We start from the raw sequence: 20,057 nt of genomic DNA, 5'->3' as shown, positions 1-20,057 counted from the left end.
ATAAATCTAGAACTTTTTATAAGACACTATTATTTAGCCTCAAGCCTCCCCCTGCCGTCGGCGCTGCACCAACGGCACCAGGTAGACCGGCACCCGGGATAACTGCAATACCCGTGCGGCGGTCCTACCCAAGGGGCTCTCGCCACTTGCTCCCTGGCAATGGCTGCCGACGATCAGCAAATCGACGGAGAGTTTCGCAGCCTGTTCGAGAATGACTTGCGAAGGATCGCCCTGGTACACCCTCACCGACTTGATCAGCTTCAAGTCCTGCTGCCCCTCCCCCAACTCCTCTCGAAAGCTGTCGAGCACCCGCTGTTCGATATTGGCCATCACCGTATTCAGACCCTGGCTATGGAATTCGTTCAGCGCCTGCTCATCGAGATAGCTTTGCAACACCGATTCGGCGAACAGCCCCATCGGTTCTACCGCATGCACTACATACAACTCGGCTTCAAACGTCCGTGCCAGCGCCAAGGCATGCTGCATCACATAGGGGGCATAGAGCCCCAGGTCTGTGGCGTACAGCATCGAACGAATCATGTGACCTCCTCGCGTGCCAAGATGGCGGAGATTGATTCAGCTTAGCAGTGCCTAGAGGAGCGTGACGTGCGGTGTAACGTCCTGAACAACGGGCAGTTAGAGCTTCACTTCATTACTGATGCCATGGGGCACGTGCCCCGTGGCGACCACCTCGCGGGCCAGTTCGCAGTGGCCCGTCTGATCGTCGAAAAACACATCGGCGGCGAAGGCTTCGAGGAACGCCGACTTGGTCAGGCCGCCGAGAAACAGCGATTCGTCCAGGCGAATATCCCACTCGCGCAACGTGCGGATGACCCGCTCGTGCGCTGGCGCCGAACGGGCAGTAACCAAAGCCGTGCGGATCGGACAGGCGTCCTCGGGAAACTCGCGTTGCAGCGCATTGAGCGCCGCCAGGAAACCCTTGAACGGTCCGCCTCGCAACGGCTCGCGTGCAGCCTGGCGCTCGCTGGCCTGGAACGCTTCCAGACCACCGGTCTGGTAGACCCGCTCGGACTCATCGGAAAACAGCACCGCATCGCCGTCGAAGGCGATGCGCAATTCTTCGCTGGCGGCGCGGCTGGCGCCACCCGACAAAATGGTCGCCGCGGCAAACCCGGCATCCAGTGCGCTGCGCACATCCTCGGCATGAGTGGACAAAAACAGGTCGCAACCGAACGCCTTGAGGTAAGGATAAGGACTGCGCCCACCGACGAACGCCGCACGGGAGATCGCCAGGCCATAGTGATGAATCGAGTTGAACACGCGAAGACCGGTATCGGCACTGTTGCGCGAGACGAGGATCACCTCGACCCGGGCCCGGCCCAAATGTTCGTTGAGGTTCAACAGCTTTTGCACAAGGGCGAACGCGTCCCCGGGGGCCAGGACTTCGTCTTCATGCTCGATCTGGTATTGCCGATAGGCCTCGACACCGCTGGACAGATACACCTTGTGGCTTTCACTCAAATCGAAAAGCGCTCGCGACGAAATCGCCAGCACCAGTTTGTCGTCGATGTTATTTGCCATGTCGCTTCCCCTTTCGCCCGATCAGCGGTTGCGTCGATCGATGAACGCCAACGCCTGATACAAGGCTTCGATTTTCGGCAGCTCACACCCCACAGCTTTCGCCGCCGCCAATGGCCGGCCGTAGATCGCCTCCAGCTCCAGCGCACGTTTGTGGGAATAGTCGTGATACATGCTCGGCCAGTAGTCGGGCATCTTTTCGGTCATCGCGAACAGATACTCGGCGTAGCCCGGCGCAACATGGTGGCCGCACGCCTGGGCGCCGCGCACCACTTCCCCCATCAGCGCCTGGATCAATCCACGACTGTGATCGTCAGCCATCAACGGCGTGGTGCTGGCGCCCAACAGCACCGAAAGGCCGTTGTACGGCACGTTCCACACCAGTTTCTGCCAACGGGCCTGTTGCAGGTCAGGCATGGCTTGGGAGTCGATACCGGCACTGCGGAACAGCCCCGCCCCTTGCTCGACAATCGCCATGCGCTCAGCCTGATGATTGCAAGGACCACTGTGATACCCAATGTTGACCGCGCCAAGGGCCTGGTGGGCGATGACGCCGGGGCCAACACGATGCACGCAGATCAGGCACAGGCCGCCCAGCAAATGCAGAGAGTCCGGCAGCAACGGGCGAAGCTCGTCCTCGACATCCAGGCCGTTCTGCAGCAACAGGACTTTTGCACCGTCAGCGGCAGCCTGGATGATGGCCGGGGCCAGGTCGGCATTGCTGGTGGTCTTGGCGCCGACCAGCAACCAGTCGCAAGGCGGCATGTCGGCCGCCGAGCGATATGCCTGGGCCGGATTGAGGGTCAACGCGCCATGAACCGCGCTGTCGACCTGCAGGCCGCCGTCGGCCACGGCACCAAATTCGCTGCGCAGCAAGAAGTGCACGTCGAAACCAGCGCGCGCCAGCATCACGCCGTAGAATCCGCCAATCGCCCCCGTGCCGATCATCCCGATCCGCGGTTTAACGCCTGCCTGCATCTTTGCAACCTCCTCTGGTAAACGGCCCCTGCACACTATCAGCGTGAGCGGCGCGCCGCGCAATCTTCATTACATCCGCTCACGAATCTCTTGCAGCCCCCCCTTAAAGGCTTTTACCCAGTCAATAGGGGATTAAACCCGCCCTTGCCCATTGTCGAGCAGCCTCGTAACGCGATAAGGTTCGGCTCCCCGACGCGCTTAAAATCCGCTGTGCACCGCCGCGCGGGGATCGCTGGCGGCCGGCACCCGTGACCTGACGAGTAACACGATGGCTGATTTACCGATCAACGACCTTAACGTCGCCTCCAACGAGACCCTCATCACGCCTGACCAGCTCAAGCGCGATATTCCCTTGAGCGATGCTGCCCTGCGCACCGTGACCAAGGGCCGGGAAGTCATTCGCAACATTCTCGACGGCACCGATCATCGCCTGTTCGTGGTCATCGGGCCCTGCTCGATCCATGACATCAAGGCCGCCCACGAATACGCCGAGCGCCTCAAAGTGCTGGCCGCGGAAGTCTCCGACACCCTGTACCTGGTGATGCGGGTGTATTTCGAAAAGCCGCGCACCACCGTCGGCTGGAAAGGCTTGATCAACGATCCATACCTGGACGACTCCTTCAAGATCCAGGACGGCTTGCACATCGGCCGCCAGTTGTTGCTGGACCTGGCCGAAATGGGCCTGCCCACCGCCACCGAAGCCCTGGACCCGATCTCCCCGCAATACCTGCAGGACCTGATCAGCTGGTCGGCCATCGGCGCGCGCACCACCGAATCCCAGACCCACCGCGAGATGGCCTCCGGACTGTCCTCGGCCGTGGGCTTCAAGAACGGCACCGACGGCGGCCTCACCGTGGCGATCAACGCCTTGCAGTCGGTTTCCAGCCCACATCGTTTCCTGGGTATCAACCAGGAAGGTGGCGTGTCGATCGTCACCACCAAGGGCAACGCCTACGGCCACGTGGTACTGCGTGGTGGCAACGGCAAGCCGAACTACGACTCGGTCAGCGTCGCCCTGTGTGAACAGGCGCTGAACAAGGCCAAGATCAAGCCGAACATCATGGTCGACTGCAGCCACGCCAACTCCAACAAGGACCCGGCGCTGCAACCGCTGGTGATGGAAAACGTGGCCAACCAGATCCTGGAAGGCAACCAGTCGATTATCGGCCTGATGGTCGAAAGCCATCTGAACTGGGGCTGCCAGGCGATCCCCAAGGATCTCGCCGACTTGCAATACGGCGTCTCCATCACCGATGCCTGCATCGACTGGAGCGCAACCGAGAACACCCTGCGTAGCATGCACGCCAAACTCAAGGACGTGCTGCCCAAGCGCCAGCGCAGCTGATCGGCCTGCTTCAACGCATAAAAAGCAACGCATAAAAAAACGCCGGGCTTTTCAGTCCGGCGTTTTTATTGGGGAATCCGTTGTGTCAGAGCTTCGCCGCGTGCCGTTGGTGACGCTCCATGTAGCGCTCCACGTAGGAGCAGGATGGGATCACCGTGTAGCCCATTTCTTCGGCATACTGCAACGCCCTTTCGGTCAACGCCGCCGCAATGCCTCTGCCGCGCAAGGCGTTGGGCACGAAAGTGCGATAGATATCCAAGGTCTGTTTGCCCAGGTCCATATAGGTCAGATAAGCACGATGACCGTCCACATTGGTCTCGAACTGATGACCAGCCTGGTCATGGTGGATGGACAACGCCTCGCTCATCACTACTCCTCGCGGGTCTGAATGCTGACCCCTACCTTACCGATGTTTTTCCGGCGAAGGAACATCTACGCCACCCCGTGCCTGTCTGGTCACCGAGCGTCAAAAACCCAGCCGCTCAAACCCGAGCACGTCGTGAATAGTAGGCACCAATGACGCAAATGCTCAAGGCACGCCCGTCATTGAAGGGGAAACCCTCTCGGGTTTATCGATTGAGCGCCACCGTCGTGCGGTAGTCGGCCAAGGTGCAATAGCTGAACATCGCCAGTTGTTGAGTCTTGAGACGAGCGCCCGTTATTAAAGTCACCGCCAATAACCAATAAAGATGCTTGAGGCATTGAGCAAATTTTGTACAAAAGTGCATCTGAATCAATAAACAACGACGTTAGCGCGGGTTGGAAGTGTTCTCCTGCAAGCGGAACTTTCCTTCATCCGCGCGCTCCCGCCAGGGGCCCGAGGCTGTATATTTTTCAAACAATCCTCAGAAAAGTTGCTCGAAAAAGAATCACCGCCTACAATTTTTTTGCTTCTTGCGCTACGTCAGTTTACTTACTACGAGTAATGGGTAGTATGTACGCCGGCTAACTCCTCAGTCTGAGGAGACAGTCACTAATAGAAAGTCCTTGAAGGGGAACACGATGAACAACGTTCTGAAATTCTCTGCTCTGGCCCTGGCCGCAGTTCTGGCTACCGGTTGCAGCAGCGCATCGAAAGAAACCGAAGCACGTCTGACTGCTACCGAAGACGCAGCAGCTCGCTCCCAGGCTCGTGCAGACGAAGCTTACCGTAAAGCTGATGAAGCTCTGGCTGCTGCTCAAAAAGCACAACAGACTGCTGACGAAGCTAACGAGCGTGCTCTGCGCATGCTGGACAAAGCTAGCCGCAAGTAATAGTCCTTCGGGATTGTTATCGAGCCGACCCATTTTTGGGTCGGCTTTTTTTTGCCCGGTGTTTACCCAGGCAATAAAAAACCCGCCGACGTCGCAAAACATCGGCGGGCTCTAATCAGCCTTTATTGCTGCAGATCAAGCGGTGCACTTGAGACCATCGGTGCGGAAGTACTCGGAACAGCGATCTCGACTGGCAGGCCGTCTTCGGCAGCCACCACGTCACGCACCACATCCCAGTTCATGCGTTGGTTACTGGTAATGTCTTCACGCTTGAGCATCGCGTTGATCACCGCGGTGTGCTTGTCCACCACCGACGGGTTGCCCTTGTCGTCCAGCGGTGTATGGGCTTCCAGGTAAACCTTGCCACCGCTCAAACCCAACTTGTACGGGTCGTTGATGATCCGCACCGAAGTGCCTACCGGCACCATGCCGGCCATTTCCAGGACGTTGTTGTTGAACATCCGGAAGCAACCATGGCTGGTGCGCATGCCAATACCGAACTTTTTGTTCGAACCATGGATCAGGTAGCCCGGGGTGCCCAAAGTGAACTTGAACGGCCCCAGCGGATTATCAGGGCCAGCCGGCACCACGTTAGGCAGCGGGTCGCCGTCGGCGGCATGCTCGGCCTTGATCGAGGCCGGCGGGGTCCAGCTCGGGTTCGGGGTCTTGGCGATGATGCTGGTGTGGGCGATCGGCGAACCCCAGCCTTCCCGACCAATCCCCAGTGGGAAGGTGTAGACCACGTTGCGGCCTTTGGGGAAGTAGTAGAGACGGTACTCGGCGAGGTTGATCACAATACCCTGGCGCGGGCCCGGCGGCAGAATGAACCGGGTCGGCAGCACGATCTCGGTGCCGGCGCCCGGCAACCACGGATCCACGCCCGGGTTGGCGGCGACCATCTCGGTATAGCCCAGGTCGTAGGCAGTGCCCAGGTCGGCAAAGGTGTCTTCGTATTTGGCCTTGATGACCTGCACCTGGCCGATGATGTCTTCACCCGGCGGTGGCAGGGGCAGCTCCAATGCTGCAACGGGGCCAGCCATACACAGGGCGGCAAGAGACAAGCAGCGGGCGACGGCAGGCAAGCGCGGCAACATCCGGAAATCCTTCGCAAATCGAACAGAGGGTATGAAAACGGCGATTGTACACCGCCACCTGTTATTTCGGGGAGGGCGGCAATGAGGCGTCCGATGCGCAGCATTTTTTGAGGCATTCACCGGATTGGCATCCACCACAAACTCCTGTGGAGGCGGGCTTCGAATCAGTGCGCTACAACTCGAACCGCAACTCCGGCCAGATCGGCGAGGTGCCGCGTTTCTGCGACTCCAGAATCGCCCGGCACAATGAACACAGGCGATGATCCTGGAAGATCTTGCGGTCGACACTCGACCATCGCGGCTGGGCCGGTAGAAGGCTGCCGCAGAGGGTCCGGTCGGCCGAGCCGCCGAGTTCCAACTGCCGGGTCACCAGATGCACCCGCACTTCCTGGCAGGCGAACAGGTCCAGCTGCTCGTCAGGCTCGATCAGTTGGTAGGCAAACAGGGACCAGGCGGGACGCGGCATCAGGGGCTCCAAATCGGGGGCGCCACATTAGCCGAAAGACCGCCTGTAGAAAAGCGTCAAAGCAGCGGTTTGAGCGTCGGCCAGACATTTTCCAGCAACTTGCCCTGGGCCGCGACGGACGGGTGCAGGCCATCGCCTTGCATCATCCCGGGGACACCCCCGATGTCCTTGAGGAAAAACGGCACCAGCGGCACCTGTTTCTCCTCGGCCAGAGTGCTGTAGACCCGGGCAAAGGCATCGGTGTATCGACGCCCATAGTTGGGCGGCAGTTGCATGCCCAGCAACAGCACCTTGGCACCGCTGGCGCGGGAGCTGTCGATCATCGCTGCAAGGTTTTGTTGCAATTGTGTTGGCGGCTGTCCGCGCAAGCCATCGTTGCCCCCCAACTCGAGGATCACCAGTTCCGGTTTATGGGCTGCAAGCAGCGCTGGCAGGCGCGCCTGGCCTCCCGCGCTGGTGTCGCCACTGATCGATGCATTGATCACTTTGTCGTCGAAACCCTCGGCCTTGAGCCGTTGCTCGAGCAACGATACCCAACCTTGCCGGGTATCCAGGCCGAAAGCCGCGCTGATACTATCGCCAACGATCAGGACTGTACCCGCCGCTGCGTTCTGGGCCATGCACATCAAGGCCAGGCCGGCACTCAAAAACCACACACGCATCGGATTCTCCATGGGCTCAAGCATTCTCACCGCGAAGGACCTTAGCAAAGTGGTTCCCAGCGCGGAAGGTGAACTGACCATCCTGCACGAACTCAGCCTGGAACTGAACAAGGGCGACAGCCTGGCCATCGTTGGCGCATCAGGTTCCGGCAAATCCACCCTCCTGGGCTTGCTGGCCGGCCTCGACCTGCCCAGCAGCGGCGAAGTGACCCTCGCCGGCCAGGCCCTCAGCGCGCTGGATGAAGATCAGCGGGCGCGGATTCGTGCCGAACATGTCGGTTTTGTCTTTCAGTCGTTCCAATTGCTCGACAGCCTCAACGCACTGGAAAACGTCATGCTGCCGCTGGAACTGGACGGTCGCCGCGACGCTCGCGAACGCGCCACGGAATTGCTGCAGCGGGTCGGCCTGGGCCAGCGCCTGACCCACTCGCCCCGCCAGCTCTCCGGTGGCGAGCAACAACGCGTGGCGATCGCCCGCGCCTTTGCCGCCGAGCCCGATGTGCTGTTCGCCGACGAGCCCACCGGCAACCTCGACAGCCACACCGGCGAGCGCATCAGCGATCTTCTGTTCGAGCTGAACAAGGAAAGCGGCACGACCCTGGTGCTGGTCACCCATGATGAACGCCTGGCCCATCGCTGCCGGCGCCTGATCCGACTTGAAGCGGGCCAGATGGTCGCGCCCCTGGAGCCTTGATGGCACGTTTGCCGCTGTTGCGCCTGTTCAGTCTCGCTGTCCGTCAATTGCTGCGCGATGCCCGCGCCGGCGAATTGCGCGTATTGTTCTTCGCCCTGTTGGTGGCGGTGGCGGCGAGCACCGCCATCGGTTATTTCGGTGCCCGCCTCAACGGCGCGATGATGATGCGCGCCACCGAATTCCTTGGCGCCGACCTGCTGCTCGAAGGCAGCTCGCCCGCCCGTCCCGAACAAATCCGCAGTGGCACCGAGCTGGGCCTGGAACATGCCCGGGTCGTGGAGTTTTCCAGCGTCGTCGCCACCGACAATGGCATCCAGCTTTCCAGCGTCAAGGCCGCCGACGACATCTACCCACTGCGCGGCGAACTGAAAAGCGCCCCTGCACCATTCGCCCCGGAAGAAACCGGCGGCCGACCGAACCCTGGCGAGGCCTGGGTCGAAGCACGGCTGCTGACGGCCCTGGACCTGAAGATCGGCGACAGCATCGACGTCGGCAATCAAACCCTGCGCCTGAGCCGGGTGCTGACGTATGAACCGGATCGCGCCGGTAACTTCTACAGCCTTACACCCCGGGTCCTGATCAACCTCAAGGACCTGGACGCCACTGGCGTGGTGCAGCCCGGCAGCCGCGTCAGCTATCGCGACCTGTGGCGCGGCCCGGCGACCGCACTGCAGACCTACCGCGACCTGATCAAGCCGGGCCTGGAGGCCAACCAGCGCCTGCAGGATGCCCGCGACGGCAACCGGCAGATCGGTGGTGCCCTGGGCAAGGCCGAGCGCTACCTGAACATGGCCAGCCTGGTGGCGGTGTTGCTGTCCGGCGTCGCCGTCGCGCTCTCGGCCAATCGCTTTGCCACCCGGCGTTTCGATGCCAGCGCCCTGCTGCGCTGCCTGGGTCTGTCACGCCGGGAAACCATGGTGTTGTTCAGCCTGCAATTGACCATATTGGGCCTGCTGGCCAGCATCAGCGGCGCCCTGCTTGGCTGGATCGCCCAGTTGGGCCTGTTCGCCCTGTTGCATGACTTGTTGCCCACCACCGTACCGCCGGGTGGCCTGCTGCCGGCGATCGCCGGGATCGGCACCGGGCTGGTGGCGCTGGCGGGGTTCGCCCTGCCGCCACTGGCCGCGCTGGGCCGGGTACCGCCGTTGCGCGTGCTGCGCCGGGACATGCTGCCGATCCCTTCCAGCTCCTGGGTGATCTACGGTGCCGCATTGGGTGCCCTTGGCCTGATCATGTGGCGTCTGAGCCTGGACCTGGTGCTCACCTTCGCCCTGCTCGGTGGTGGCGTCGTGGCGGCGCTGGTCCTCGGCGGCCTGCTGCTGTTACTGCTCCAGAGCCTGCGCCGCATGCTGGCCCGCGCCTCATTGCCCTGGCGACTGGGCCTCGGTCAGTTGCTGCGCCATCCCTTGGCGGCGGCCGGACAGGCACTGGCATTCGGCCTGATTCTGTTGTCCATGGCGCTGATCGCGCTGTTGCGCGGCGAATTGCTGGACACCTGGCAAAACCAGTTGCCGAAAAATGCCCCGAACTATTTCGCCCTGAACATCCTGCCCAACGACAAGCAGGCCTTCACCGACAAGCTGCTGGCGTTGTCGGCGCAATCGGCGCCGCTCTACCCCGTTGTCCCGGGGCGGCTGATCAGCATCAACGGCGAACCGGCCAAGGAGTTTGTCACCAAGGACTCGGCGGGCGACCGGGCGCTGCAGCGCGACCTGAGCCTGACCTGGGCCGCCGACCTGCCGCCGGGCAATGTCGTCACGGCCGGGACCTGGTGGTCGCAGCAACCAACGGACGATATCCCAGGGGTTTCGGTAGAAGGCAAAGTGGCCGAGAACCTCAAGATCAAGTTGGGCGATCGCCTGGTCTTCAGCGTAGGTGGCGTCAACCGTGAAGCGAAGGTCACCAGCCTGCGAGAGATCAACTGGGACAACTTCCAGCCTAACTTCTTCATGATCTTCCAGCCGGGCACGCTGAAGGATCTACCAGCCACCTACCTCACCAGTTTCTATCTGGCGGCCGGTCACGACCAACAGATTGTCGACCTGGCCCGATCCTTCCCGGCGGTGACGATCCTGCAGGTCGAAGCCTTGCTGGAACAACTGCGCAGCATCCTGGCCCAGGTGACGCTGGCCGTGGAGTATGTGTTGCTGTTCGTGCTGGCGGCGGGGATGGCCGTGCTCTTCTCCGGTCTACAGGCCACCCTCGACGAACGGATTCGCCAAGGTGCGCTGCTGCGTGCCCTGGGCGCCGAGCGGCCATTGCTGGTCAAGGCCCGGCGCATCGAGTTCGGCTTGCTGGGTGCGGTCAGCGGCCTGCTCGCGGCCCTGGGGTCGGAACTGGTGAGCCTGGTGCTCTACCGTTACGCCTTCGACCTGCCCTGGCATCCGCATCCGTGGCTGCTGGTATTGCCGCTGGTGGGCGCCTTGCTGATCGGCGCCGCCGGCGTGTTTGGCACCCGTCGTGCGCTCAATGCCAGCCCGCTGACAGTGTTGCGCGAGGGTTGATAGACTCCGGGCTTCACCCTTACAAGAAGTTGCCATGAGCCGCTATCGTCCACCCCGCATCGCCGGCACCGCGCTGATCACCCCCGAGGGTGAGGCGCGGATGCGTGCTGAATTCCATGAACTGTGGCATGTGCGCCGTCCGCAAGTGACCCAGGCAGTCAGCGAGGCGGCGGCCCAGGGTGATCGTTCGGAAAATGCCGAATACACCTACGGCAAGAAAATGCTGCGGGAAATCGACAGTCGCGTGCGCTTCCTCACCAAGCGCCTTGAAGCGCTCAAAGTAGTCAGTGAAAAACCCAGCGATCCAAACAAAGTGTATTTCGGCGCCTGGGTCACGGTCGAAGACGAGGATGGCAAAGAATCACGCTACCGCATCGTCGGCCCGGACGAGCTCGATTTGAAGCAGAACCTGATCAGCATCGACTCACCGTTGGCACGGGCCCTGATTGGCAAGGCCCTGGACGCTGAAGTCAAAGTACAGACACCGACCGGAGAAAAGCAGGTTTACATCGTGGATATCAATTATCCGTAACCTGCATTCGTAAGAGCCGATCACCTCAACGACGAGTGATCAAGCCCTGTCGTGCAACACGGATCAGTTGCCGGATCATTTCAGGCGCTTGCGCGGCACTGGGGGACTGGATGACGGCCAGGTCGAAACTGTCGTCGGCGAAACGTGCCAGGGACTCACCGTCTTCTATGAATTGGATCAGGAAAGCAGCCGGCCCGTGACTGCGTCGTGGCCAGCCATCGAGATAGCGCAACAGCGTTGGCTGGTGGGTACCGCCCAGGAGAATTTTTGGATTGCGCTGCAGAAGGTTCGCCGTGATCGGCGCAAGACGTACAAGGGGGCTGGGTGCGTTCATCGTGTCGTGTCTCTGCCTCAAAAGTCTGCATGGCAGGTGAGAGGCAACACCGAACCAGCGCTTTAGCGGTATTTCGAAGCCCGGCTTTCCGGCTTCTGTCGGCAACTGGATCAGTCACCTGGCGCCCCGCAAGTAGCTGTTTAAATCGGCGCATGAGCAGCATCCTAGAGAAGCTGACCGGCCAGTGTCAAGAATCGACGCCGACAAAAAAGGCCCGTGCAAGACGGGCCTCGGGATCAAATCAGGTAATCAACCGGCGATGGCACGATCGACCGACAGTTTGCCAGCCCCTTCGATCAACACCGCAATGCTGCCGGCCAGCAACGCCAGGGCAAACTCATAACCGTTGTTGGCCATGAACAGACCGTTGCCGATGTGCACGGAGAAAATCGCCACCAGCGACAGGAAGGCCAGGCCCAATGCTGCTGGACGGGCCAACAGGCCAATGATCAGCGCCAGGCCGGCGAAAAACTCGGTACCGCCCGCCAGTGTCGCCATCACATAACCTGGGGTCAGGCCGATGCTTTCCATCCACTGCGCGGTCCCCGCCAGACCGTAGCCACCGAACAGGCCGAAGAGTTTCTGCGAGCCGTGAGCGGCGAAAATGATACCGACAACGATGCGCAGGACAGTCAGGCCGTAGCCGGCGCGGGTGAACAGAACTTTGTTGATGAGAGTGCTCATAAGGTGCATTCCTTGGGATGTGTTGGGTTGGCCGCCATATTAATCAATAAAACTCATGTTAAAAGCGGAATAATTCCGTGATACCAATCAGTTTATTCGATCACTTACGCAATGCAACCTTTTGCTCCTTCGGTTCCAGCGACTCCCGCTCACGATCAAACGCCAGATAGTATTTGTTCACACTATTAACATAGCTGACGGCGCCCATTCCCACTTGCTCCATGGCAATGCGCTCGACCTGGAAAAACCACTGGTTGGGGTTCAACCCTCGTCGCCGGGCCTCGGCACGCATGCCTTGGACGCGCTCAGGCCCCATGTTGTAGGCCGCCAACACGAAAGCCATGCGTTCGCGCTCGTTAAGCTTGGGGCTGGCAAAGAACTTGCGGCGGATCAGGGCCAGGTACTTGGCGCCGGCCTGCACGTTGGCATCCAGGTTCTGAATGTTATTGACCCCGACTCGCTGGGCCGCCGACGGGGTAATCTGCATCAGGCCGGTAGGGCCGCTGCCGCTGCGGGCGTTGGGTTGCAGGGCTGACTCCTTGAATGCCAGGGCCGCCAGGTTGAGCCAGTCCATGCCCTGGGCCTCGGCATGTTTTTGCAACACCGGACGCAGTTTCTCCAGGCGCTGGCGATCAGCCCGGGCCAGCGGATAGTGAACCTGGTACAAGCGGCGGTAGATGCGCAGGAACGCAGCATCCTGGTTGGCCGGTACCTTGTAGATCGCCAGGAACTGGTCGATGCTCGCCCGTAGCATGGCAGCGTCGCGACGAACGAACCAATACTCGTCAGCCGGTTCACCGATCAGCACCTGGCGATCAAAGCGCAGCTTGGGCAGGATCTTGCCCCAGCGTTCGGCGATGGGCTGCTCGACGATCGTCAGGTGGAAAATTCCACCCTGGACCATTTCCAGCACATCTTCCACCGCCAGGGTTGGGTCAACCCATTCGACCTTCACCGGTGGCAACTTGAGCAACGCGAGCTTCTGGTTGATCTGGCTTACCGCATCCCCCGCCGCACTGCCGTTAGGCAGGGCCAGGGTCTTGCCGGACAACTGTTCTACTCGTGTGTAGCGCTTCTCGCCTTTGATGCCCACCAGCAACAACGGCACGTCGGTACGGATCGGATCACTGGCGCTGACCCCATGGCCAGTCAGGGGATCGAGCAACTCACCGGGCGCCACCAGGTCGCCCTCGCCGCGCCGCAAGGCGCCAAGTAGCTGGTCCTTGGCCATGGGAATGATCTTGAGGGTGATTTCCTGGCCATCCCGGGCGTGGCCGTTGAGGTATTGCTCGAACGCCCGCAACCGATGGTATTCGCCCCCAATGGGTTGGCCCTGGACTTCACCGGAGCTGTTGCGACTCTGGTTGACCAGAACCTTCAGCACCCGGCTGCTGCGGATTTGCGCCAGATCGCGCACCGTGCCCGGCGCCACGGCCTGCACCGGGCCAGGCAGCCGCGCTTCGGCCGGCATCGGCAGCAACAGCGAACAACACAACAGTAGCAACACCTGGGGACGTGTCATCCACTCTCCGGAAGGAATACTGTGGACCGCCTTCTTGAAAACCAGGCTGGGTCGACAGAAACAGAGCACCTGGGGCGCTGAAAAAGTGCGCAAGACTGGCACAGTGATGGCGTTTATACCAACCTGACGTGTCTCGCGGCCTCAACAGACAGCCTCAACTCGTTGTAGTTCTTGGCTTTTCTTATAAATCTACAGCTCTGATATGCTTTCCGGCCTTTGGGCCGAGGTAGCACCATGCAACTCATCGATATCGGCGTCAACCTGACCAACCCCAGTTTTGCCGACAAACACCAGGCGGTGCTTGAGCGCGCCTATGAAGCCGGGGTCTGCCAACTGGTCCTGACTGGCACCAGCATCGAGGGCAGCGAACAGGCTTTGGCGCTGTGCGAACGCCTCGACGACAGCGCAGAGCGGCTGTTTTCCACCGCTGGCATTCACCCTCACAGCGCCAGCGATTGGACTGCCGACAGTGCCAGGCACCTCAAGGATTTGCTGAGGCAAAGCCGCGTCCGCGCCGTGGGTGAGTGCGGACTGGATTTCAACCGGGACTTCTCCCCCCGACCGCAGCAGGAAAAAGTCCTGGAGGAACATCTTGCCCTGGCGGTGGAATTGCAACTGCCGGTCTTCCTCCACGAACGGGACGCCGATCAACGCCTGCTGGAAATCCTCCGGGAATTTCGCGACCAGTTGCCTGCTGCGGTGGTGCATTGCTTTACCGGTGAAAAAAAGGCCCTGTTCAGCTACCTCGATCTGGATTTGCACATCGGCATCACCGGCTGGATCTGCGATGAACGCCGAGGCACGCACCTGCATCCGTTGGTGCGCGAAATACCCCGCGGTCGGCTGATGCTCGAAAGCGACGCGCCGTACCTGCTGCCCCGCACGCTGCGACCCAAACCGAAGAATGGTCGCAATGAGCCGGCCTACCTGCCAGAGGTCTTGCGTGAAGTCGCCGTGCATCGAGGCGAAACCCAGGAAGACCTGGCGGCCCACAGCACGGCCTGTGCCCGGGCGTTTTTTGGGTTGCCCATCATTTCCGATTAAACACACATCCCCCTTGTGGGAGCGGGCTTGCTCGCTCCCACATTAGAGGATCTGCGGTGTCTGTTGACCCACATCAAAATCCCGGCACCTGAGTAGCGGCACAATAATGGCACCTTGCCAATGCTGTTTCCGCTATCAGAGAAGACCTTCCATGGGTGCCTGGCTTAGCAATATCTCACTGAAGTACAAATTCTGGGCGGTCAATGCGGTCGCCTTTGTCACCACCTTGCTGCTGGTGCTCTACGCCGTGCATCTGGAGCAACAAGCGCGCAACCATGCGGCCCAGGCGAACGCCCAGGCACAGGCTCACTTGCTCAACGCCTGGCCTGCCGGACAACCCTTGCCCAAGGCCGACTACCTCCTGACGTTCCAGCGTGATCAGGCCCCCGTTTTCAACGAACAACCATTGCCTTCGTTGGTGCAGGCCGATGGTTGGGTTGAACTGAACGCCGGAGCGCTGTTCGGCGACGATCCCCTGCTGGGCGCCGAAGTGATCCGTCGAGGCGACGACCAACGCCTCGCCGTACTGGCCCATGGCGCCAGCCTGAGCCAAGTGTTCGGCGAGCGCTTCAGCCAATACGCCGTGGCAGTGTTCGTGCTGATGCTGGCAATGCTGGGGGCGTCGCAGTTATTGATCCGTTTTCTGCTCAGCCAGCTCAACACCCTGAAGGACGTGATGCTGCACGTGGAAAAAACCGGTGACCTGTCCGCCCGCGTGCCATTGGCCTGCAAGGATGAAGTGGGCCAGATGGCCGCCGCATTCAATGCCATGCAGGCCGGATATCAACGTGTGGTGGACACCGTCGCCAGCACTGCCCGGCAACTCGACAGCGGCGCGGCGCGCCTGGCGTCGAGCATGAACGATGTTCGCCACGGCATGCTCGGCCAGCAAAGCGAAACTGATCAGGCGGCCACGGCGATCAATGAAATGTCCACCACGGTTTATCACATCGCCCAACATGCCGGCGCCACCCGTGACCTGTCGAAAACCGCCGACGCCCTGGCCGGGAATGGCCGCGAAGTGGTCGGCCGCGTGCAACAGTCGATCACCGGGCTGTCTTCGGGCGTGCAGCAGACCGCCGAGATGATCCAGCGCCTGGCTGAAGACAGCCAGAAGATCAACAGCGTGGTCAGTGTGATTCACAGCATCGCCGAACAAACCAATCTACTGGCCCTCAACGCGGCCATTGAAGCCGCACGCGCTGGCGAGATGGGCCGGGGCTTTGCCGTGGTGGCCGACGAGGTACGTAACCTGGCCAAGCGAGTGCAGATCTCCACGGATGAAATCACCACCATGATCTCGGCACTGCAGGCCGGAACCAAAGACGCAGTGGATTTCATGCAGGAGAGCTCGCACAAGGCCGACGATTGCGTACAACAGGCCCGCGAGGCCGGCGAGGCACTGGAGCAGATTACTGGGGCTGTGGCGCAGATGCGCGAGAGCAACACCCAGATTGCCGTCGCGGCCGAACAACAAAGCCAGGTCGCCGAGGAGATGAATCGGGCAGTGGTGAGTATTCGCGACGTGACCGAAAACACCGTGCGCCAGACAGTGGACTCGGCCACCACCAGCCATGAACTGGCGACCTTGGCCGGTGAGTTGAACAGGGCGATCGGACAGCTCAAGCTGTAGAACCGCGCAGCAGCTCTTGTGGCGAGGGGATTTATCCCCTCGCCACAAAAACAGTCCCTGCCACGAGGGTGAAAGAGCTATCGCCACCTATCGCGTCGATAGCCAACCGTGATTCGCCGCCCTGCCCGGCCAAGCCTATTCTTGGGTCATTCAGTTTCATGAACTCAAGGATCAGCATCATGGGCAAACGTCACCCCAACCTTGCGGCCTGGCAATGGCGCGCCCACCCTGAAAATCATCGCCAGCCGACCCACCAGGCGTCGTACCTGATGGCCGTTCCGCTGTTCATCATTGCGTTTGTGCTGATGGTGTCGGGAGTGTTCAGCCAGAGTCTGGCCGATGTCGCCATCGGCATTATCGGCGTGGTCGCTGCACTCGGGTTGCAGCACCACAGTCACGCAGAGCCTTAGCCGAAAACGGTCACCGTCTGCCGGCTCATGGCGATCAAGCGGCCGTCGGCACTCCAGAACTTCGCAGCAACATGGCCGTAACCGTCCTGGGCGTGCTCGATGTCGGCCAGGTATTTGCACCAGTCCAGTGTCGTAAGCTCCAGCAGCGGCTGGACGAACTCAATGGTCCAGGTAAGCGTACTGCCCGGGGCCATTTGCGTGAGGTGCGGCAACAATGCCGGCGGCCAGGCATCCACCAATGCCAGAATGTGGCCTTCGTTCAACGGCTCCTCCTTCACGTCCCCGCGCAAGCGCACCCAGCCGCCCATGCTCCGGGATTTATTGCCGGTGAACGGCAGGCCACCGACGCTCCAGCACAGCGCCAGGTGACGCATGAACTCCGGGGTGCCGCCCTTGATGTAAGGCAGCTCCTGGCATTGCTCCACGCTTTTGAATTCAGGCGCGGGATCGGCCGGCACCGCCACCACGGAGGGACGCGATGCGCCGAAGCTGCCTTGCACCACGGTCACCACCTGACCTTTCTGCACGGCACGCCCCAAGACCTGGCTGACGGCCTTGCCTTCACGCACCACCTCGACTTCGAAACTGACGGGCACGTCGGGCTCGACCGGGCCGACAAAGGTAATCGCCAGCGAGCGCACCGGACGATCCGCCGGCACCCGGGCACGCATTGCCTCATATTGCAACGCCGCCACCAACCCGCCAAAACTGGCGCGGCCCTGGCCCCATTCAGGCGCGATGGTCACGGCGTCTGGCTGACGGCGCACAGCATCGATCAAATCGGAAAAGCGCATGACGACCTCGAAAACAGGGGAACAAGATGGAAGGATCTTAACCAGCCCGGGCAGGCGGCACAGCGCTCATTCCGGCCAAAGAGACTGACAGATAGGCCGCAAACCTTGAATCCACCATGAGTCCCTGTGGGAGCGAACTCAGGATTTTTCGAAGCAGCTCGCCATCAGCTTATCGAGCACCTTATCGGACTTGGACTCGGCCTTTTCCATGGTCACCTGCCAGACCAGCACACAAGATTGCAGATCGGCCTCCTCCTCGGCCCTGGCCAACCATTGCCAGCAATCGTGCCAGTCGCCCAATGCGCCCTGGGCGGATTTGAGTCGTGGCATGGCCGCTTCAGGCAGGCGGTCGAGTTCAGGATAAGCTTCGATGGCGTAGCGCACGCGCTTGATCAGCAGGCGTAACCGGTGACGGTCATGGGCCGGATCGCGCAGGGCTTCACCGAGCTTTTTCCACTGTTTATCCAGGCGCTTTTCGATGCGCTGGCGCAATCCCCTGAGCAGTCCCTCGCGCTGGGCGGCGCGAATGAAACGGGGAAACGCATCGAGGAACATCAGCAACTGCGCCAATTCCGGGCTGGCGGCTACGGCGGGATAAGCATCGGCCATTTGCACCTGACGCCGCTTCGCCGCTTCACTTTTGCCGTGCTGCTCAAGGTAAGCCGCCAGCACCTCCCGGTCGCGCAAGGGCGTGGTCAGGGTGCCGACTGCCGAAGCGGCTGCTTCGAGCTGTTCGACGCCGGGCAACCCGCGCAAAGGGCGCAGCAGGCTGCGCAATCGGCGTACCGTGGTCCGCAGGTCATGCAGTGCTTCGCTGTCGGTATGGGCATTCAAGCGGGCCTGACAGGCCAGCAACCGGACTTCCAGGCCCAGTATTTGGGCCACTAGCCGATCAATCATGGGGACGTACTCCGTACGCAGCTTCAAGCTTCGGGTGAGCAGCAGTGTGCACCCTTAGCTTGAAGCTTGCAGCTTGCCGCTGTTTCTATCGTCCTGCGCGGGATTCGCGGATGTAGAAACGCGCCTTCTCGGCCTTCTTCGAGCAGCCCTCGAACGCTTCGAATTGTTGTTGGGTCTTAGCGCCAGTCAGCAACGACAGGGCCTTTGAGTAGCTGACGGTGCCGGCAAAACCTTCGGCCTTGGCCAGGTCAAGTTCACGCCAGGCGCTGTCGAGCTGGCTGCCGCAGCTGTCGCGGTAAGCGGTTTTGCCTGCACAACCGGCCAGGGCCAGAACCATCAGGGACGCCACCAGGGGCAGGCAGATCCGGGCTTTCATCGATTACACCTCAAGTCAGAAAACAGTCGTGCTGTTAAGACGGTGGCAAAGGCGAAAAGTGCCTTGGCTTGACCACGGAAATTCATGTGTGGCCGAGCATACGCAAATGCCGCCACGGCGTGTCAAAAAACGACGCCCTCGCCAGAACGATTGAGCCCAGCCGTCGATGAGTGCATTGTTGAAGTCTGTTCGACAAGAGGCCGGATCATGACAAAACGTGTCGCATTGGTATTGGGTTCGGGCGGCGCCCGGGGCTATGCCCATATCGGGGTGATCGAAGAAATCGAACGACGAGGCTACGACATTGCCTGCATCGCCGGTTGCTCCATGGGCGCGGTCGTGGGCGGGATCTATGCCGCGGGCAAGCTCAAGGATTACCGCGACTGGATCGAGAGCCTGGACTACCTGGATGTCCTGCGGTTGGTGGACGTCAGCTTTCGCCTGGGGGCTATTCGCGGTGAGAAAGTTTTCGGGCAGATCCACAAGATCGTCGGCGACATCAATATCGAGGACTTGCGCATTCCCTACACCGCCGTGGCCACCGACCTCACCAATCAGCAGGAAATCTGGTTCCAGGAAGGTTGCCTGCATCAAGCGATGCGGGCTTCGGCAGCGATTCCCAGCCTGTTCACGCCGGTGATGCAGGGCAACCGCATGCTGGTAGATGGCGGCCTGCTCAATCCGTTGCCAATCGTGCCGGTGGTATCAAGCCACTGTGACCTGATCATCGCGGTCAATCTCAATGCCACCAACCAGAAACAGTACAGACTGCCGGTGATCCCGCGCCCCGCCGCGTTCAGGCGCCGCTTCGACACCCTCGTCAGTTCCCTGGGCTCGCGCCTGCCGTTTCGCCGCAAGCAGGCCGAGCAATTGTTGCTGCTGGAGCAGGAAGCGTTGAAGGCCGAGGCCGCCGAGATCAACCCGTGGATCGAATCGGCCGAACCTGAAGGCCAGCAACCAGCCGCCGCGCCGCAAACCGAAGGCGCACCAAAATCCGCCACCGGCTCGTTCATCATCGATAACGTCGGCCCGGCTTCGCTACTGGATTTGATCAACCAGAGTTTCGAGGTGATGCAGACATCGCTGGCCCAGTACAAAATCGCCGGTTATCCGCCGGACGTACTGATCAACGTGCCGAAACGGGTGTGTCGGTTTTTTGAGTTTTACAAGGCGCCGGAGTTGATCGCCCTTGGGCGGGAGATTGCCAGTGATACGTTGGATCGGTATGAGAGTGAGCAGAACTGAATCCGGGAAATCTCGATTGATTGCGCAGGCCTCATCGCGAGCAAGCT

21 protein-coding genes and 1 pseudogene are annotated in these 20,057 nt (G+C 60.9%); 9 read left to right on the top strand and 13 right to left on the bottom strand.

All coding sequences use genetic code 11. The features are described from left to right. Positions 1 to 39 precede the first annotated feature (39 nt). From ACWNZ1_RS01810 to ACWNZ1_RS01800, 3 genes are all read right to left on the bottom strand, one after another. Positions 40 to 540, bottom strand: a complete 501-nt coding sequence (locus ACWNZ1_RS01810) for a universal stress protein (protein ID WP_135844411.1) — start codon at positions 538 to 540, stop codon at positions 40 to 42. Positions 541 to 636: 96 nt separating this feature from the next. Beyond that, entirely contained in the window at positions 637 to 1,542 is a 906-nt protein-coding gene (locus ACWNZ1_RS01805; protein WP_135844410.1) for a 5'-nucleotidase, read from the bottom strand. Between the two features lie 21 nt (positions 1,543 to 1,563). Further along, positions 1,564 to 2,517 (bottom strand): putative 2-dehydropantoate 2-reductase, encoded by a 954-nt coding sequence (locus tag ACWNZ1_RS01800; RefSeq protein WP_135844409.1) that lies wholly within the window; start codon positions 2,515 to 2,517, stop codon positions 1,564 to 1,566. Positions 2,518 to 2,785: 268 nt separating this feature from the next. Between ACWNZ1_RS01800 and ACWNZ1_RS01795 the strand changes: the two genes are divergently transcribed. Then, entirely contained in the window at positions 2,786 to 3,862 is a 1,077-nt protein-coding gene (locus ACWNZ1_RS01795; protein WP_003183777.1) for a 3-deoxy-7-phosphoheptulonate synthase, read from the top strand. Between the two features lie 85 nt (positions 3,863 to 3,947). On the opposite strand, the gene ACWNZ1_RS01790 is transcribed toward ACWNZ1_RS01795, so the two are convergent. Next, positions 3,948 to 4,229: a GNAT family N-acetyltransferase gene (locus tag ACWNZ1_RS01790; RefSeq protein WP_003183779.1), complete on the bottom strand. Its 282-nt coding sequence runs from the start codon at positions 4,227 to 4,229 to the stop codon at positions 3,948 to 3,950. 635 nt (positions 4,230 to 4,864) lie between these two features. Between ACWNZ1_RS01790 and oprI the strand changes: the two genes are divergently transcribed. Further along, positions 4,865 to 5,116, top strand: a complete 252-nt coding sequence (gene oprI, locus ACWNZ1_RS01785) for an outer membrane lipoprotei OprI (protein WP_003199355.1) — start codon at positions 4,865 to 4,867, stop codon at positions 5,114 to 5,116. Positions 5,117 to 5,238: 122 nt separating this feature from the next. Here the strand turns inward: oprI and ACWNZ1_RS01780 are convergent, their stop codons facing one another. The 3 genes from ACWNZ1_RS01780 to ACWNZ1_RS01770 form a co-directional block, all read right to left on the bottom strand. Beyond that, positions 5,239 to 6,210, bottom strand: coding sequence for a L,D-transpeptidase family protein (locus ACWNZ1_RS01780; protein ID WP_135844408.1), 972 nt, complete (start codon positions 6,208 to 6,210; stop codon positions 5,239 to 5,241). A 172-nt stretch (positions 6,211 to 6,382) separates the two neighbouring features. Continuing rightward, positions 6,383 to 6,676, bottom strand: coding sequence for a hypothetical protein (locus ACWNZ1_RS01775; RefSeq protein ID WP_003199347.1), 294 nt, complete (start codon positions 6,674 to 6,676; stop codon positions 6,383 to 6,385). Positions 6,677 to 6,732: 56 nt separating this feature from the next. Then, positions 6,733 to 7,338: an arylesterase gene (locus ACWNZ1_RS01770; protein ID WP_135844407.1), complete on the bottom strand. Its 606-nt coding sequence runs from the start codon at positions 7,336 to 7,338 to the stop codon at positions 6,733 to 6,735. 10 nt (positions 7,339 to 7,348) lie between these two features. Between ACWNZ1_RS01770 and ACWNZ1_RS01765 the strand changes: the two genes are divergently transcribed. The 3 genes from ACWNZ1_RS01765 to greB are packed head-to-tail and all read left to right on the top strand — an operon-like array spanning position 7,349 to position 11,068. Further along, positions 7,349 to 8,032, top strand: coding sequence for an ABC transporter ATP-binding protein (locus ACWNZ1_RS01765; protein ID WP_123342073.1), 684 nt, complete (start codon positions 7,349 to 7,351; stop codon positions 8,030 to 8,032). Continuing rightward, the gene (locus ACWNZ1_RS01760) at positions 8,032 to 10,536 is read left to right on the top strand and encodes an ABC transporter permease (RefSeq protein ID WP_135844405.1); all 2,505 of its coding nucleotides are present in this window, start codon (positions 8,032 to 8,034) and stop codon (positions 10,534 to 10,536) included. Before ACWNZ1_RS01765 ends, ACWNZ1_RS01760 begins: the two co-directional genes overlap by 1 nt. A gap of 34 nt (positions 10,537 to 10,570) precedes the next feature. Then, positions 10,571 to 11,068 carry a transcription elongation factor GreB gene (gene greB / locus ACWNZ1_RS01755; RefSeq protein WP_256452392.1) on the top strand — a complete coding sequence of 166 codons (498 nt, stop codon included), beginning with the start codon at positions 10,571 to 10,573 and terminating at the stop codon, positions 11,066 to 11,068. A gap of 25 nt (positions 11,069 to 11,093) precedes the next feature. On the opposite strand, the gene ACWNZ1_RS01750 is transcribed toward greB, so the two are convergent. From ACWNZ1_RS01750 to ACWNZ1_RS01740, 3 genes are all read right to left on the bottom strand, one after another. Beyond that, a complete protein-coding gene (locus ACWNZ1_RS01750; protein WP_456027314.1) occupies positions 11,094 to 11,402 on the bottom strand; it encodes a class I SAM-dependent methyltransferase in 309 nt (102 codons plus the stop codon). Positions 11,403 to 11,651: 249 nt separating this feature from the next. Further along, the gene (locus ACWNZ1_RS01745) at positions 11,652 to 12,086 is read right to left on the bottom strand and encodes a DoxX family protein (protein ID WP_135844402.1); all 435 of its coding nucleotides are present in this window, start codon (positions 12,084 to 12,086) and stop codon (positions 11,652 to 11,654) included. A gap of 100 nt (positions 12,087 to 12,186) precedes the next feature. Further along, on the bottom strand, positions 12,187 to 13,608 hold the full coding sequence (locus ACWNZ1_RS01740; RefSeq protein WP_256452391.1) for an MltF family protein: 1,422 nt from the start codon (positions 13,606 to 13,608) through the stop codon (positions 12,187 to 12,189). A gap of 234 nt (positions 13,609 to 13,842) precedes the next feature. On the opposite strand from ACWNZ1_RS01740, the gene ACWNZ1_RS01735 reads away from it, so the two are divergent. The 3 genes and pseudogenes from ACWNZ1_RS01735 to ACWNZ1_RS01725 all read left to right on the top strand — a co-directional run. Continuing rightward, on the top strand, positions 13,843 to 14,652 hold the full coding sequence (locus ACWNZ1_RS01735; RefSeq protein WP_256452390.1) for a TatD family hydrolase: 810 nt from the start codon (positions 13,843 to 13,845) through the stop codon (positions 14,650 to 14,652). A gap of 151 nt (positions 14,653 to 14,803) precedes the next feature. Continuing rightward, a complete protein-coding gene (locus ACWNZ1_RS01730; RefSeq protein WP_256452389.1) occupies positions 14,804 to 16,285 on the top strand; it encodes a methyl-accepting chemotaxis protein in 1,482 nt (493 codons plus the stop codon). A 179-nt stretch (positions 16,286 to 16,464) separates the two neighbouring features. Next, positions 16,465 to 16,686, top strand: a pseudogene (locus ACWNZ1_RS01725) (terminase); the annotation flags it as partial. A 5-nt stretch (positions 16,687 to 16,691) separates the two neighbouring features. Here ACWNZ1_RS01725 and ACWNZ1_RS01720 read toward each other — a convergent pair. From ACWNZ1_RS01720 to ACWNZ1_RS01710, 3 genes are all read right to left on the bottom strand, one after another. Next, a complete protein-coding gene (locus ACWNZ1_RS01720) occupies positions 16,692 to 17,489 on the bottom strand; it encodes an acyl-CoA thioesterase (RefSeq protein WP_135844398.1) in 798 nt (265 codons plus the stop codon). Positions 17,490 to 17,627: 138 nt separating this feature from the next. Beyond that, positions 17,628 to 18,389 (bottom strand): CHAD domain-containing protein, encoded by a 762-nt coding sequence (locus ACWNZ1_RS01715; RefSeq protein WP_135844397.1) that lies wholly within the window; start codon positions 18,387 to 18,389, stop codon positions 17,628 to 17,630. 85 nt (positions 18,390 to 18,474) lie between these two features. Beyond that, the gene (locus ACWNZ1_RS01710; protein ID WP_135844396.1) at positions 18,475 to 18,765 is read right to left on the bottom strand and encodes a hypothetical protein; all 291 of its coding nucleotides are present in this window, start codon (positions 18,763 to 18,765) and stop codon (positions 18,475 to 18,477) included. A 207-nt stretch (positions 18,766 to 18,972) separates the two neighbouring features. On the opposite strand from ACWNZ1_RS01710, the gene ACWNZ1_RS01705 reads away from it, so the two are divergent. Then, a complete protein-coding gene (locus ACWNZ1_RS01705) occupies positions 18,973 to 20,010 on the top strand; it encodes a patatin-like phospholipase family protein (RefSeq protein ID WP_135844395.1) in 1,038 nt (345 codons plus the stop codon). Positions 20,011 to 20,057: the final 47 nt, after the last annotated feature.

This window comes from Pseudomonas sp. CFBP 5748 (assembly GCF_053850495.1).
The sequence above is the reverse complement of the archived record's forward strand: the minus strand, read 5'-3'. Positions and strand labels throughout refer to the sequence as shown.